This is a genomic window from Microbulbifer sp. JSM ZJ756 (genome assembly GCF_044383805.1).
In the GTDB taxonomy this organism is placed as follows: Bacteria; Pseudomonadota; Gammaproteobacteria; order Pseudomonadales; family Cellvibrionaceae; genus Microbulbifer; species Microbulbifer zhoushanensis.
In genome coordinates, this window is sequence record NZ_JBISER010000003.1 from 227465 (window position 1) to 242145 (window position 14681).

General features: G+C 64.0%; 13 protein-coding genes. 9 read left to right on the top strand and 4 right to left on the bottom strand.

Annotated features, from left to right (window positions below):
* Positions 1–49: 49 nt before the first annotated feature.
* The gene (locus ACH6CX_RS07230) at positions 50–1111 is read right to left on the bottom strand and encodes a LysM peptidoglycan-binding domain-containing protein (RefSeq protein WP_232940368.1); all 1062 of its coding nucleotides are present in this window, start codon (positions 1109–1111) and stop codon (positions 50–52) included.
* A gap of 184 nt (positions 1112–1295) precedes the next feature.
* Between ACH6CX_RS07230 and def the strand changes: the two genes are divergently transcribed.
* The 5 genes from def to ACH6CX_RS07255 all read left to right on the top strand — a co-directional run bounded on the left by def (position 1296) and on the right by ACH6CX_RS07255 (position 7233).
* A complete protein-coding gene (gene def / locus ACH6CX_RS07235; RefSeq protein WP_232940367.1) occupies positions 1296–1802 on the top strand; it encodes a peptide deformylase in 507 nt (168 codons plus the stop codon).
* 126 nt (positions 1803–1928) lie between these two features.
* Complete coding sequence (gene fmt, locus ACH6CX_RS07240; RefSeq protein ID WP_237062326.1) at positions 1929–2903, top strand: methionyl-tRNA formyltransferase; 975 nt, start codon at positions 1929–1931, stop codon at positions 2901–2903.
* The gene (gene rsmB / locus ACH6CX_RS07245) at positions 2893–4203 is read left to right on the top strand and encodes a 16S rRNA (cytosine(967)-C(5))-methyltransferase RsmB (protein WP_232940365.1); all 1311 of its coding nucleotides are present in this window, start codon (positions 2893–2895) and stop codon (positions 4201–4203) included. Before fmt ends, rsmB begins: the two co-directional genes overlap by 11 nt.
* Before the next feature lie 75 nt (positions 4204–4278).
* A complete protein-coding gene (trkA, locus tag ACH6CX_RS07250; protein WP_232940364.1) occupies positions 4279–5664 on the top strand; it encodes a Trk system potassium transporter TrkA in 1386 nt (461 codons plus the stop codon).
* A gap of 117 nt (positions 5665–5781) precedes the next feature.
* Positions 5782–7233, top strand: coding sequence for a TrkH family potassium uptake protein (locus tag ACH6CX_RS07255; RefSeq protein ID WP_232940363.1), 1452 nt, complete (start codon positions 5782–5784; stop codon positions 7231–7233).
* A gap of 84 nt (positions 7234–7317) precedes the next feature.
* On the opposite strand, the gene ACH6CX_RS07260 is transcribed toward ACH6CX_RS07255, so the two are convergent.
* A complete protein-coding gene (locus tag ACH6CX_RS07260; RefSeq protein WP_232940362.1) occupies positions 7318–7929 on the bottom strand; it encodes a CDP-alcohol phosphatidyltransferase family protein in 612 nt (203 codons plus the stop codon).
* A gap of 43 nt (positions 7930–7972) precedes the next feature.
* Between ACH6CX_RS07260 and ACH6CX_RS07265 the strand changes: the two genes are divergently transcribed.
* Positions 7973–9208, top strand: coding sequence for a NupC/NupG family nucleoside CNT transporter (locus tag ACH6CX_RS07265; protein ID WP_237062324.1), 1236 nt, complete (start codon positions 7973–7975; stop codon positions 9206–9208).
* On the opposite strand, the gene ACH6CX_RS07270 is transcribed toward ACH6CX_RS07265, so the two are convergent.
* Both ACH6CX_RS07270 and ACH6CX_RS07275 read right to left on the bottom strand, forming a co-directional pair.
* A complete protein-coding gene (locus ACH6CX_RS07270) occupies positions 9194–9655 on the bottom strand; it encodes a hypothetical protein (protein WP_232940360.1) in 462 nt (153 codons plus the stop codon). The genes ACH6CX_RS07265 and ACH6CX_RS07270 overlap by 15 nt on opposite strands.
* Positions 9656–9726: 71 nt before the next feature.
* Positions 9727–10611 carry a lysophospholipid acyltransferase family protein gene (locus ACH6CX_RS07275; protein WP_232940359.1) on the bottom strand — a complete coding sequence of 295 codons (885 nt, stop codon included), beginning with the start codon at positions 10609–10611 and terminating at the stop codon, positions 9727–9729.
* 225 nt (positions 10612–10836) lie between these two features.
* Here ACH6CX_RS07275 and glyQ point away from each other — a divergent pair, with 225 nt between their 5' ends.
* From glyQ to gmhB, 3 genes are all read left to right on the top strand, one after another.
* On the top strand, positions 10837–11805 hold the full coding sequence (gene glyQ, locus ACH6CX_RS07280; RefSeq protein ID WP_232940358.1) for a glycine--tRNA ligase subunit alpha: 969 nt from the start codon (positions 10837–10839) through the stop codon (positions 11803–11805).
* Positions 11805–13886 carry a glycine--tRNA ligase subunit beta gene (gene glyS / locus ACH6CX_RS07285; protein WP_232940357.1) on the top strand — a complete coding sequence of 694 codons (2082 nt, stop codon included), beginning with the start codon at positions 11805–11807 and terminating at the stop codon, positions 13884–13886. The genes glyQ and glyS overlap by 1 nt, the downstream gene beginning before the upstream one ends.
* 83 nt (positions 13887–13969) lie before the next feature.
* Positions 13970–14518, top strand: a complete 549-nt coding sequence (gene gmhB / locus ACH6CX_RS07290) for a D-glycero-beta-D-manno-heptose 1,7-bisphosphate 7-phosphatase (RefSeq protein WP_232940356.1) — start codon at positions 13970–13972, stop codon at positions 14516–14518.
* Positions 14519–14681 lie beyond the last annotated feature (163 nt).

Consider the following 14681-nt stretch of genomic DNA (forward strand, 5'->3'; position numbering starts at 1 on the left):
TTTGGCTGGGCGGCCAGCGGGACCGGGGCGACCGGCGCCCCGCGATCGATCAGGGGTTGCGGACCAGGTCCAGGACTTCCAGGGCCCGGTCGGCCTCGAGCACCAGGCCCAGGCTCATCTTGTCGAAAGTGCGGAAAACCATCAACAGGCCGGCGCGCTCGTCGGGCAGCTTCACATTTTCGCGCTCGATGCGGTCGCGCACCACGGCACCGCGCTTGTAGATCGCCAGTACGTGGCCCGGCTGCAGGCCCTCGCGCTCGCCCTGGTTGATGGCAACCACGTCGTACTTACCGATCTGGGTGACGCCTTCTTCCACGCCCAGGATCACGCCCTCCACCGGGGTGGCCGGCGCGCCCGGCTGGAACAGTGCGGCAATGGAGCGCTCCTCCACCGGCAGCAGGCGGTCCTCGAGGCGAATCTCGCGGGAAGTGCGGGTCACTTCCATGGTGGCCACGGAGAAATCGCGGCGCTGGTCCGGATCCAGCTGGTAAAGGTCCACATCGCCCACGTCCAGCGCCTGCATCCCCAGGACTTCACCGGTGTAGGGGTCGGTGTAGAGCTCGCCCGGGCGGTAGATACCGTAGGAGGCCAGCGGCGCGCGGAAGTCGCCGCGGGCATAGATGCGCTCGCCGGCACCCATCAGGATCCGCTGGTCCTCACCGGAAATCACGTACGGAGTACCCTCGAAGGCATTGGGCTCGACGATGCGGGTGCGGGACAGGAAGGCGTTGATCGCGTCCAGCGGGATGGCGGGGATGGCCTCGCCCACCGCCTCGCGGCGCACCTGCGGCTCGAGCCGGTCGGCGCCCGGAGACAGGCGGTACGGGCGCGGCCCGCGCTCCAGTTGCAGGCGCGGCTGGCCCTCGACATACACCAGGCGCAGGCGGTCACCGGGGTAGATTAGGTGGGGGTTTTCGACCTGGGGGTTCACCTGCCATATTTCCGGCCAGTACCATGGCTGGGAAAGGAACGTGCCGGAGATGTCCCAGAGGGTGTCGCCCTTCTGGACCACATACTCGTCCGGGTGGTCCGGATTGAGGCGCACGTCGGCCGCCTGGATGCCGAACGCGGCGGCCAGCAGGAGGCCGGCGGCCAGAATAATTTTTTTCATGGAAGCATTCCTATGCTCTTTATCGCTATAATTCTCAGCGCCGGGCCACAGCCGAGGTGGCGGGAGCATTGTTAACAGCATCCGGCAGGCACGGCCTGCAGCAGCTCCTTGCGGCAAATATCGAGCGCGATCATTATGTTATCAGCGCAAGTTCCATGTTTACTAGAAGTTTGTCACAGGTGATATGGCCAAGCTCGAGATCCTAGAATTCCCCGATCCCCGCCTCCGTCAGGTCGCCAAGCCCGTCGAAACCGTTACCGACGAGCTGCGCACCCTGCTGGACGACATGTTCGAGACCATGTACGAGGCCCCCGGGGTGGGCCTGGCCGCCACCCAGGTAAATGTGCACCAGCGCATCGTGGTGATGGATGTATCCGAAGACCAGAGCGAGCCGCTGGTCTTTATCAACCCCGAAGTGGAAGTGCTGGACCCGGAGATCCACCAGTACGACGAGGGCTGCCTGTCGGTGCCCGGCTTCTATGAGACGGTGGAGCGGCCGCGCCGCGTGCGCGTGAAGGCCCTGGACCGCGACGGCGAGGCCTTCGCCATGGAGGCCGAGGGCCTGCTGGCGGTGTGTATCCAGCACGAGCTGGACCACCTGGACGGCAAGCTGTTCGTTGACTACATCTCGCCCCTGAAGCGCAACCGCATCCGCTCCAAGCTGGAAAAAGCCCAGCGCAAGCGCGCCTGACCGGCTGCCTCACAGTCACAGTGCCGGCGCCCGTGCTCCGGCGCACGCCTCCAGCCAGCGGCTCGCTACACTATTGGCAATTGCCGCTGGCCAACCCGATTCCCGCCATTCCAGAACATTGATGTTATGAGCCTGAAGATTGTTTTTGCCGGCACTCCGGACTTTGCCGCCGTGCACCTGCAGGCGCTGCTCGACAGCGAGCACAGCGTAGTCGCCGCCTACACCCAGCCCGACCGCCCCGCGGGGCGCGGCAAGAAGCTGCTCGCCAGCCCGGTCAAACAGCTGGCGCAGAGCCACGAAATCCCCGTCTACCAGCCCCTGAGCCTGCGCGATGCAACCGCCCAGGCGGAACTGGCGGCGCTCGGTGCCGATGTAATGGTGGTGGTGGCCTACGGCCTGATCCTGCCGCAGGTGGTGCTGGATACACCGCGCCTGGGCTGCGTCAACGTACATGCATCACTGCTGCCGCGCTGGCGCGGCGCGGCGCCGATCCAGCGCGCCATTGAGGCCGGTGACCCGGAAAGCGGCGTCGCCATCATGCAGATGGAGGCCGGCCTGGATACCGGCCCCGTGCTGGTGGAAAGCCGCTGCCCGGTTACCGCGGCGGATACCGGCGGCAGCCTGCACGACAAGCTCGCCGAAATCGGTGGCCCGGCCCTGCTCGAGGCGCTGGCACAGCTGGCGGACGGCACGGCACGGCCCCGGCCCCAGGACGACAGCCAGGCCAACTACGCCGCCAAGATCAGCAAGGAAGAGGCGCGTATCGACTGGCAGCGCCCGGCGGCGGAAATCGAGCGCCAGATCCGCGCCTTCAACCCGTTCCCGGTGTGCTGGAGCACCTATTCCGATGCCCGCGGCGAACAGCGGCTGCGGATCTACCGCGCCCAGCTGGAGCGGGGCTGCCACAGTGATGCGCCGGGCACTATCCTCGGCGCCGATGACGAGGGCATCCTGGTGGCCTGCGGCCGCGAGGCGCTGCGCCTGCAATTACTGCAACTGCCGGGCAAGAAGGCACTGGCCGCGGAGGAAATCCTCCGGGGCTACCCGGACCTCTTTACACCGGGCCAGCAGCTCGGCGGAGTCACAGACAATGACCACTGATACCCGCGCCGCGGCGGCCGGGGTGGTCGCCACCCTGCTCGAGGGCCAGGGCTCCCTGGCGCGCCTGTTGCCACGGGCCGAGCAATCCGTGGCGGAGCGCGATCGCAGCCTGCTGCGCGAACTCTGTTACGGCTGTGCCCGCACTGCCCCGCGACTGCAACTGCTGGCGGACAAGCTGGTGCGCCGTGTCCCGGGCGACACACGCGTGCAGGCACTGCTGCTGCTTGGCCTGTACCAGCTGGAGTACACCCGCATCCCCGATCACGCCGCAATTTCTGCCACCGTGGAGGCGGCGCGCGCGCTCAAGCTGGAGCGCTCCACCGGGCTGATCAACGGCGTGCTGCGCAATGCCCAGCGCAACCGCGAGCAGTTGCAGCGCAAGCTGTCCGGCAACCCGCAATTCAGTTCCATGCACCCGGCCTGGTTGCAGCGGCGCATCAAGGCCGCCTGGGACGTCCGTGCGGCAGAAATCTTCCGCGCCAACAATACCGCCCCGCCCATGATCCTGCGCGTCAATACGGCCCGGGTCTCCCGCGAGGCCTACCTGGAGCAGCTGGCCGGCGCCGGCATCGCCGCCCGCGCCACCGCCGTTTCACCGGTGGGCGTGGTGCTGGAGGAGGCGCAGGCGGTGAGCGACCTGCCGGGCTTCGCCGATGGGGATGTCAGCGTGCAGGATGAATCGGCCCAGCTGGCGGCGCTGCTGCTGGCGCCGGCCGCGGGTGAGCGGGTACTGGATGCCTGCGCCGCCCCCGGTGGCAAGAGCTGTCACCTGCTGGAACTGCAGCCCACTATCCAGCTGGCATGCCTGGACATCGATGAAGAGCGACTCGACCGCGTGGCGGAGAACCTCGAGCGCATGGGTGCCAGCGCCGAGCTGCTGTGTGCCGACGCCGCGGAGACCCGCGACTGGTGGGATGGCGAGCCCTACGACCGCATCCTGCTGGACGCCCCCTGCTCTGCCACCGGCGTGATCCGCCGCAACCCGGACATCAAGCTGGTGCGGCGCGAAGAGGATATTGACGCCCTGGCGGAACTGCAGGCGCGCATTCTGCGGGCCCAGTGGCAACTGCTGCGCCCCGGTGGCAGCCTGCTGTACGCCACCTGCTCGATCCTGCCGGAGGAAAACAGCGCGGTAGTCGCCCGCTTCATTGCGGAGACAGGGGATGCGAGCGACAATACACCACAGATGCTTGGCGGGGTGCCATGGGGCGAGCCGCAGGCAGCGGGGATGCAGGTCTTTCCCGACGCCGGTGGTGGCGACGGATTTTTCTATGCCCTCCTCCGCAAGGCCCCGCAGTGATACCCGCGGCATAACCGGCGCGGGGCCGGACAATAACAGTCAGGGCGGCCGCGGCCGCGAGCCAAACTCAATAATATGAAAATTGTCATTCTCGGCGCCGGCCAGGTGGGAGGCTCACTGGCGGAAAGCCTGGCTTCCGAACGCAACGATATTGTGCTGGTGGACAGCGACGAGAAAACCCTGCGCGAGTTACGCGACCGCATCGATATCGGCATTGTCGCCGGCCACGCCTCGCATCCCGATATCCTGCAGGAAGCCGGAATCGAGGATGCCGACATCCTGGTGGCGGTCACCAACAACGACGAAACCAATATGGCCGCGTGCCAGATTGCCCACTCGCTGTTCCGCGTGCCCACCAAGATTGCCCGGGTGCGCGCCGCCGCCTACCTGCAGTACCCGCAACTGTTCGACCCCCAGTCGATTCCCATCGACGTGCTGATCAGCCCCGAGCAACTGGTATCCGAGTATATTGCCCGGCTGATGGAGCACCCCGGTGCGCTGCAGGTGCTGGATTTCGCCGGTGGCCGCGTACAGCTGGTGGCGGTACGGGCGATCCAGGGCGGGCCGCTGGTGGGCCACCAGCTGCGCTACCTGCGCCAGCATATGCCCAAGGTGGATACCCGCGTGGCGGCCATCTACCGCCGCAACAGCCCCATCATTCCCCAGGGTGACACCGTCATCGAGGCCGGTGACGAGGTGTTCTTTATTGCCGCCCGCGCCGACATTCGCGCGGTGATGAGTGAGCTGCGGCGCCTCGAGCACGGTTACAAGCGCGTAACCATTGCCGGCGGCGGCAATATCGGCCTGCGCCTGGCGCACAAGCTGGAGAACCGGTACACGGTCAAGATCATCGAGCAGAGCCACGAGCGCTGCATCTACCTGTCGGAAGAGCTCTCCAACAGTATCATCCTGCACGGCAGCGCCTCGGACCAGGACCTGTTGCTGGAGGAAAATATCGAGGACACGGATGTTTTCCTCGCGCTCACCAACGATGACGAGGCCAATATCATGTCGTCGCTGCTGGCCAAGCGACTGGGGGCGCGCAAGGTAATGACCCTGATCAACAACCGCGCCTATGTCGAGCTGGTGCAGGGCGGTGAGATCGATATCGCCATCTCGCCGCAGCAGAACACCATCGGCAGCCTGCTGACCCATGTGCGCCGGGGCGATATGGTCAACGTGCATTCTCTGCGCCGTGGCGCCGCCGAGGCCATCGAGGTGATCGCCCACGGCGACAAGCGCACCTCCAAGGTGGTGGGCCGCAAGATCGAGGACATCGACCTGCCGGAGGGGGCCGCCATCGGCGCCATCGTGCGTGAGCGGGATCACGGCAGCGAGGTGCTGATTGCCCATGACGACGTGGTGGTGGAGACCGATGACCACGTCATCGTTTTCCTGGTGGACCGTCGCCACACGCGCCATGTGGAGCAGTTGTTCCAGGTGGGATTCAGTTTTTTCTAGGTTTTTATTTTGTAGGAGCGGCCCATGGCCGCGATCAGGGGCGCCATCGCCCTGCGCTTTTCGCGGCCATGGGCCGCTCCTACCAAAACATATTCAATAACAGGCTGATAGGCGCCGATGCGAATTGCAGTAATTGCGCGAGTTTTCGGGATCCTGCTGACGGTATTCAGCCTGACGCTGTTGCCGCCCATCGGCGTGTCCCTGTGGTATGAAGACGGCACCCATACCGCCTTCAGTATCGCCTTCGCCATCACGCTGATTACCGGCCTGTTCATGTGGCTGCCGGTACACGACCTGCGCCAGGAGATGCGCACCCGTGACGGCTTTGTGGTGACCTCGCTTTTCTGGCTGGTACTGGGCAGCTTCGGTTCCCTGCCCCTGATTATCAGCCCGCAACCCAACCTGGGTATCACCGACTCAATTTTCGAGTCGCTGTCCGGGCTCACCACCACCGGCGCCACGGTGATCACCGGGCTGGACAGCCTGCCGCCAGCGATCCTCTACTACCGGCAACAACTGCAGTGGTTTGGCGGTATCGGGGTGATTGTGATCGCACTGGCGATCCTGCCGATGCTGGGTATCGGCGGCATGCAGCTGTATAAGGCGGAGACACCCGGACCGGTCAAGGATACCAAGCTGACGCCACGGATCGCCGAGACGGCACGGGCGCTGTTTGTGATTTACATTATCCTCACCGTGCTCTGCGGCCTCGGCTACTGGTGGGCCGGCATGACGGTGTTTGATGCGGTGGGCCATGCGTTTTCCACCGTGGCCAACGGCGGTTTCTCCACCCACGACGCCAGCATGGGCTTCTACGCCAACAACCATGCCATCATGGCGATCTGTATCTTTTTCATGTTCACCGCGGCAATCAACTTCGGCCTGCACTTCTTCGCCTTCCGCAATCGCACTCTGGGCCATTACTGGCGGGATTCCGAGTTTCGCTTCTGGGTGACCCTGACCCTCTGCTCCGCGGTGTTGATCAGCCTTTACCTCTATTGGCTGGGGATTTTTTCTCCCGGCAGCAGCTTCCTGCACGGTTTCTTCCAGGTGGTTTCCATTGGTACCACGGCCGGTTTCGCCTCGGAAAACTTCTCCGCCTGGCCGGCCTTCCTGCCCTATGTGTTATTGATGCTGGGGATTCTCGGCGCCTGTGCCGGCTCCACCTGCGGGGGCATCAAGGCGGTACGCGGTATGCTGATCATGAAATCGGGTATGCGCGAACTGAACCGGCTGGTACACGCCAACGCGGTGGTGCCGATCAAGGTCAACGGCAAGATCGTACCGGACCGGGTGACCGATGCCGTGTGGGGATTTTTTGCGGTTTATATCCTGTCGTTTTTTGTGCTGACAATTATCGTGATGGCCACCGGTGAGAATTTTGTCACCTCTTTTTCAACCGTGGCCTCCTGCCTCAGCAATATCGGCCCGGCACTGGGGGATGCAGCCGCGCACTATGGGTCGGTCAATGAGGTGGCCAAGTGGTTCCTGATCCTGGCAATGCTGATGGGCCGGCTGGAAATCTTTACCCTGCTGGTATTACTGACCCCGGCTTTCTGGCGTCACTGACACAACGTTGCGCCCGGCCCGGGTAATAGTTCCGCTGCGGCCGCGACAATTACCAGGCCCGTGGCCGTGATTCGGTTACCGTCGCTATTCGAAAGTATCGTGGGTACCGACGATAATCTGTGCGTAACGGGGCAGGAAGGTGACCAGCACCCAGGCTTCCAGCAGGCAACCGAAGGCACTCGCAGCCTGGATAGAGCGGCCAAAGAAGTTTCCGGTGTGGGTATAGTGCGGCGTCCACTCCAGTGCCACCGGCTGGGCGAAGCCCAGGCCGAGTACCAGGAAGGCAACCAGGGTTGCCACCTTGGGTACCAGCCTGGGGGCAACCTTGAACGGCCGCTTTAGCCAGCCCATCAATACCGGGAAAACACTGAGTTGAAGGGTGTAACGGATAATCACCAGCCACACGAACAGGGCCAGCACGGAACTCAGTTGCCAGATCAGTGGCATCAGGCAGAGCACAAAAAGTTTGTCCGCTACCGGGTCCAGCATTGCCCCAAGATGGGAATGCCAGCCACAGCGCCGGGCTAACTGGCCGTCCAGTAAATCGGTCAGGGCACCAACCATAAAGGCCGCCAGTGCAGCCTCGGCATATTGGTTCAGTGACAACCAGATAATGACCGGAATCAACAGGATGCGCAGGGCGGAGAGAAGATTGGGCACATGGCGCCAGGGAGTCGTTGCTGGTGTCTCTGTCATGGTTTAGTAATCGCGCCGCCTTGCGCGGGGGGAAATGTTGTTTATGTGGCAAGGTTTGCTGGGGATCCTGGTCTTTACCGCGATCCCGATTTTACTGAGTGAAAATCGCCGCGCGATCTCGCCGCGCATGATTCTCGCCTGCCTGGCGCTGCAGTTCGCCATCGCCTGGGTGATGCTGCGGGTCACCTGGGTACAGGAGCTGCTGCTGGGCCTCAACAGTGCGGTCAAGGTGCTGGAGCAGGCGGCACTGGCCGGCAGCAGTTACATGTTCGGTTACCTGGGTGGTGCGGAGCTGCCGTTCGAGGCCGACGGCCCCGGCACCTCTTTCATCATCGCCTTCCAGGTATTGCCCATTGTGCTGCTGATGAGCGCCCTCTCCGCCATCCTGTTCTACTGGGGCATTTTACAGAAAATCATCGGCGGGCTCGGCTTCCTGCTGCAGAAGGCCCTGCGCCTGGATGGCCTGCAGACTTTCAGCGTGGCCGCCAGCGTCTTCTTCGGTATCGTCGAGGCGCCTCTGCTGGTACGCCCCTATTTCGAATCCATGTCCCGCTCCACCCTGTTCCTGCTGATTACCGCCGCCATGTCCACGGTCGCGGGGACCGTCATGGTGTTATACGCCAGCCAGCTGGATGGGATCATCGCCAACCCGGCCGGGCATATCCTGGTGGCATCGCTGGTCAGCATGCCCGCGGCTGTACTGTTCGCGCAGCTGTGGGTCCCACCCGCCGACCGCGAGCAGCACCATATCCCCCCGGTGCGCAGCGAGGCCCAGAGCACCCTCGACGCGCTGGTGCGCGGCACCGAGGACGGCGTCAGGCTGCTGCTGAATATCATCGGTATGATTATGGTGCTGTTTGCACTGATCTACCTGGTCAATGCGCTGCTGGGTGCGCTGTTCGGTGAGGGGGTCACGCTCGAGTACCTGGCTTCCTTCCTGTTCCACCCGATCGTGTGGCTGATGGGTGTGGACAGTGCCGACCTGGGCCAGGCAGCGGAGCTGATGAGCATCAAACTGATCTTCAATGAGTTTGTTGCCTACCAGCGCATCGCCGAGCTGGGTCCCGGCGCCCTGTCGCCACACAGCTACCTGGTGCTGGTATACGCCATCTGCGGTTTTGCCAATTTTGCCAGCCTGGGCCTGGTGGTGGGTACCATTTCCACCATCGTGCCCGGGCGTACCGCGGAGGTGGCCTACCTGGCCACCCGGGCTCTGTTCGCCGGCCTGCTGGCCACCTGCATGACGGGTACGGTGGTGGGACTGCTACACGGCGGCTGACGGGGCGCTGGATGCCGGCTTGCCCGCGCGCCGGCGTGAAAGCAGCAACCACACCAGCGGCAGGGCCGCCAGCTGCACCAGCAGTGCCAACACCTCGCGCAGCCCCAGCCCGGTTGCCCCGGCCAGGTGCCACAGCGGCCAGCTCATCCCCAGCAGTGCCGGGACCAGCGCCGCCCCCAGCAACAGGGGGGTATTGCCCGCAGGCATACGCACTATCAATAGTGCCACCGGCGACCAGAGCAGCATATTGATCACCAGGTCCTGCAACCCGACCAGGGGATAGAACCAGGCAGTGCCGGCCAGGTCGGCGAGCATCCACTGGAACAGGGGGTTGATACCGGGCAGCAGGCCCCAGACAAGGGCGGCCACAGTGGCGACCACCAGCCCCAGCGCCGACAGCAGGGCCATCTGCGCCAGAAGCAGTTTGCGGGAGGAGTCTTCAGTCATGGCTGGCGGCACTCTTGTCAGTCGGGAGCACCAGCATAGCGGGTTATGCAGCCAGTCGGGCGCAGTGGGCCTCAGGGCTTGCGATAGATGGCGCTCTTTCCCTCGGGCTGGCGGCGAAAGCGCTTGTACTCCCACTGGTACTGCTCGGGTGCCTCGCCAATACAGGCCTCCACACCACGATTCATTGCCGCCAGTGAGACCTTCTGTTCGTCGCTGTAAATGGCCTGCTCTGCGGGCAGCAATACCAGCTCAAAGCCGTCATCCACCCGCTTGCCGAAACCGAACACACAGCGGCAACCGGTGCGCTGCAGCAGGTTGTGGGCCAGGGTCATGGTGAGGGCCGGGCGTCCAAAGAAGGGGGCGAAGTCGCCGCCACTGTCGGGCTCCTGGTCCGGCAGCACCATCACAATTTCACCGGCCTTCAAGGCCTTGAGCAGCGCCCGCACGCCGCGGATATCCGTCGGCATCAGCCTCGCACCGGTGGCCTCGCGGGCGCCGCGAATCACCGGGTCCAGGGCAGCCAGCTTGGGCGGGGCATACAGGGCGGTGGCCGGCCCCAGGGTTGCCAGGTACATGCCGAAGATCTCCCAGTTGCCGATATGCGGGATCAGCACCAGTACGCCGCGTTCCTCATCCACCTCGTCGGTAAGGAGCTGCTGGTTGCGCACCCGGATAATCTGGTCCTCGCTGCGGCTCCAGGGCTGCTGCCAGACCGTGGCCACCTCGAAACCGGTCATGGCGGTGTGTACCACGCTCTGCCGCGCCAGCCGCTCGCGCTCACGGGCGTCCATGGCCGGGTAACAGCGCTCCAGGTTGATACGGGTCAGGCGCAGTGTCTCGCCGCGGGTCAAAACCGCGAGCCAGCCCACCACACGGCCGAGCCGGCGCGACCAGCGCAACGGCAGACGGCCAACCAGCTTCAGGGTGAATAGCGCCAACCGGCCCTTGATATCCAAGACAACAACTTCCTCTGCCAGTTACACGAACATGGAACCGCGGGCCCGCGGCCCTGTCCCTCCATTATGGTGATTGATTGCGGTGCCGGGGCCGCGCACCCTGCCCCACGGGTTTAGTGCGCTCCCCGCTACCGCTATAATTGCGACCCTTTGCCCGCGCTCGCGGCCGGGCCCCAGTGCGGGGCCGCCACGCGGGCCGCACATAACACATATCCGGAGATAGCGGTGTCCAAGCAATACGACCTAAGCACTTTCCAGGGGCTGATCTTTGCCCTGCAGGATTACTGGGCGCGCCAGGGGTGCGTCATTCTACAGCCTCTGGATATGGAAGTGGGTGCGGGCACCTTCCACCCGGCCACTTTCCTGCGCGCTATCGGCCCTGAAACCTGGAATGCCGCCTACGTGCAGCCCTGCCGCCGCCCCACCGACGGTCGCTATGGGGACAACCCCAACCGCCTGCAACACTACTACCAGTACCAGGTGGTGATGAAGCCGTCCCCGGACAATATCCAGGAGCTGTACCTGGACAGCCTGCGCGCCATGGGTGTGGACCCGGCCATCCACGATATCCGCTTTGTCGAGGATAACTGGGAATCCCCCACCCTGGGTGCCTGGGGCCTGGGCTGGGAGGTGTGGCTGAACGGTATGGAAGTGACCCAGTTCACCTATTTCCAGCAGGTGGGCGGCCTGGAGTGCTACCCGGTAACTGGCGAGATCACCTATGGCCTCGAGCGCATCGCCATGTACCTGCAGAACGTCGAGTCCATCTACGACCTGGTGTGGACCCGCAACCCGGACGGCAGCCCGGTGACCTATGGCGATGTGTTCCACCAGAACGAAGTGGAGATGTCCCACTACAACTTCGAGCACGCGGATGTGGAGTTCCTGTTCAACACCTTCGATCACTGCGAGCGCGAGAGCCAACGCATGATCGAGCTGGGCCTGCCGCTGCCTGCCTATGAACAGGTGATGAAGGCATCCCACGCCTTCAACCTGCTGGATGCGCGTCACGCCATCTCGGTAACCGAGCGCCAGCGCTACATCCTGCGCGTGCGCACCCTGGCCCGCGCCGTGGCGCAGGCGTATTACGATGCGCGCCGCGCACTGGGCTTTCCGCTGGCCGCGGAAGCCATTCGCAAAGAGATTCTGGCGGAGCAGCCGGAACAGCAGTCCGAACAAGAGGAGAAGCAGTAATGGCGCAGGATTTTCTGGTAGAGCTGGGCACCGAGGAACTGCCGCCGACCGCACTGCACACCCTGATGGAGGCTTTTGCCGCAGGGATTAAACAGGGCCTTGAGGGTGCCGAATTGGAGTTCGGCGAAGTGAAGGCCTACGCCGCACCGCGCCGGCTGGCCGTGTCCGTCACCGGCCTGGCCGGGCGCCAGCGGGACAAGCAGATCGAGAAGCTGGGCCCGGCAGTGAAAGCCGCCTTCGACAAGGATGGCAAGCCCAGCAAGGCCGCCGAGGGCTTCGCCCGCAGCAATGGCGTCACCGTGGACCAGCTGTCCCGCAAGGACACCGACAAGGGCGAGCGCCTGGCCTTTGTCAGCGAACAGAAAGGGGCCGACACCGTGAGCCTGCTGCCCGGCATCGTCGAGAAATCGCTGGCCCAGCTGCCGATTCCCAAGCGGATGCGCTGGGGTGCCCGCCGCGAGGAGTTTGTGCGCCCGGTTCACTGGCTGCTGATGCTGTTCGGCAACGCCGTGGTTGAAGGCGAAGTGCTCGGCCTCAGGGCCGGCAATACCAGCCGAGGCCACCGTTTCCACTGCGATCGCGAGCTGGAAGTGCACTCCCCGCAGGATTATGTCCAGCAGTTGCGCGACCCCGGGCACGTGGTGGTGGATTTCGCCGAGCGCCGCGAGATGATCCGCGACCAGGTCACCGCCGAGGCCCATAACGTCAACGGTGAGGCGGTGATCGACGACGACCTGCTGGATGAAGTCACCGCGCTGGTGGAATGGCCGGTGGCGCTCACTGGCCGCTTCGAGGAACGCTTCCTGGACGTTCCGGCGGAAGCCCTGATTTCCTCCATGAAGGAACACCAGAAATACTTCCACGTGGTGGACGGTGATGGCCAGTTGCTGCCGTTCTTCGTCACCGTGGCCAATATCGAGAGCCAGGACCCGAAGCAGGTCATCGAGGGTAACGAGCGGGTGATCCGCCCGCGCCTGTCCGATGCCGCCTTCTTCTTCGATACCGACAAGAAGACCAGCCTCGAGGCCCGCCGCGAAAAACTCAAGCAGGTGATCTTCCAGCAGAAGCTGGGCACCATCTATGACAAGACCGAGCGACTTGCCGTACTCGCGCCGAAAATCGCCGCCGCCATCGGCGCCGACGAGAGCCAGGCCGAGCGCGCCGCCAAGTTGTGCAAGTCGGACCTGGTCACCGAGATGGTATTCGAGTTTGCCGACCTGCAGGGTGTGGCGGGCTACTACTATGCCGAGAACGATGGCGAGCCACTGGACGTGGCCAAGTCCATGTATGAACAGTACATGCCCAAGTTCGCCGGCGACGAGCTGCCCAAGAGTGAAACCGGGACTGTGCTGGCCCTGGCAGACCGCCTGGATACCCTGGTGGGTATTTTCGGCATTGGCCAACCGCCCAGTGGTTCCCGCGATCCCTTCGCCCTGCGCCGTGCCAGCCTCGGGGTGATTCGCCTGCTGGTGGAGAAGAAACTGGACCTGGACCTGCGTACCCTGCTGGAGCTGGCCCGCGACAATTATCCGCGCACTGCCCTGGGCGAATACAACACGGTGGTGGAACAGGCCCTCGCCTATATGCTCGAGCGCTTCCGCGCCCGCTATGAGGACCAGGGGATTCCCGCCGAGGTCTTTATGGCGGTAGCCGCGCGCAAACTGTCCCGTCCGCTCGATATCGACAACCGGGTGCACGCGGTGCACACCTTCAGCCAGTTGCCGGAAGCCGCTGCTCTCGCCGCGGCCAACAAGCGGGTATCCAATATACTCGCCAAGCTGGATGGCCCGGTGCCCGCCTCCGTGAACGAGGAGCTGCTGCAGGAAGATGCGGAAAAAGCCCTCTACGCAGCGGTCCGGGACGCCCAGGAACAGGTGCAACCGCTGTACGCTGCAGCCATGTTTACCGATGGCCTGGCCGGACTGTCCGGCCTGCGGGAAACGGTCGACAGCTTCTTCGACAACGTCATGGTAATGGCGGAAGACGAGCAGCTGCGGGACAACCGACTGGCACTGCTGGCGCAGTTGCGCGCGCTGTTCCTGGAAGTTGCCGATATTTCCCTGCTGGCACCGGCCAAATAACCCAGGCCAAATAACTCTGGCCCGCAAACCAGGGGCGCCCGCCAGTAGGCAGGCGCCCCCGGTGGCGCAACCGGATCTGGACTATGACCATCATCGTACTCGACCGGGACGGGGTGATTAACCGGGAAGTGGAAGGTGGCTGCCGCAGTGCCCACGACTGGACACCCCTGCCCGGCAGCATCGAAGCAATGGCCGAACTCTCCCGGGCCGGTTACCAGCTCGCCATCGCCACCAACCAGCCCGGCCTGGCCCGCGGCTGGTTTGACCTGGATGACCTGGAGGCCATGCACGCAAAAATGCGCGCACTGGTGGAGGATGCCGGCGGCGAGGTGGCGGCTATCTTTTACTGCCCCCATGACGATGCCGACAGCTGCCGCTGTCGCAAGCCCGCCACTGGCCTGCTGGATGTGATCGAGGCGGAGTTCGATACCAGCCTGCACGACTGCTACTTCGTCGGGGACCGGCTGCGTGACCTGCAGGCCGCCGTGGGCAAAGGATGCAAACCGGTCTTGGTGCGCACCGGCTGTGGTGAGGAAACACTGCAGCAACTGGTGAGCAATCCCGATGAAGGACTGGTGGAAACCATCCTGTTCGAGAACCTGGCACAATTTGCCGATTTCTTGCTGCAGTAGTATTTCCTGGCCGTGCACTCTGCTGCGCCTTGCCCACGAGCTGGACACGGCACATCGATCAGAAACCTTTCCCGCTCGCCTTTATCTGCAAGTATCGAAATGGTTATGGATATTTTTGGCCGTTTCGATACTGCGTAGCCGACCCGATACCAGGTATCTGAGT

Coding starts and splice junctions, on each gene's coding strand:
- ACH6CX_RS07260 (WP_232940362.1), bottom strand. CDS start 7,929: ATGACAGAGACACCAGCAACGACTCCCTGGCGCCATGTGCCCAATCTT.
- fmt (WP_237062326.1), top strand. CDS start 1,929: ATGAGCCTGAAGATTGTTTTTGCCGGCACTCCGGACTTTGCCGCCGTG.
- ACH6CX_RS07270 (WP_232940360.1), bottom strand. CDS start 9,655: ATGACTGAAGACTCCTCCCGCAAACTGCTTCTGGCGCAGATGGCCCTG.
- trkA (WP_232940364.1), top strand. CDS start 4,279: ATGAAAATTGTCATTCTCGGCGCCGGCCAGGTGGGAGGCTCACTGGCG.
- ACH6CX_RS07265 (WP_237062324.1), top strand. CDS start 7,973: ATGTGGCAAGGTTTGCTGGGGATCCTGGTCTTTACCGCGATCCCGATT.
- gmhB (WP_232940356.1), top strand. CDS start 13,970: ATGACCATCATCGTACTCGACCGGGACGGGGTGATTAACCGGGAAGTG.
- glyS (WP_232940357.1), top strand. CDS start 11,805: ATGGCGCAGGATTTTCTGGTAGAGCTGGGCACCGAGGAACTGCCGCCG.
- def (WP_232940367.1), top strand. CDS start 1,296: ATGGCCAAGCTCGAGATCCTAGAATTCCCCGATCCCCGCCTCCGTCAG.
- ACH6CX_RS07255 (WP_232940363.1), top strand. CDS start 5,782: ATGCGAATTGCAGTAATTGCGCGAGTTTTCGGGATCCTGCTGACGGTA.
- ACH6CX_RS07230 (WP_232940368.1), bottom strand. CDS start 1,111: ATGAAAAAAATTATTCTGGCCGCCGGCCTCCTGCTGGCCGCCGCGTTC.
- rsmB (WP_232940365.1), top strand. CDS start 2,893: ATGACCACTGATACCCGCGCCGCGGCGGCCGGGGTGGTCGCCACCCTG.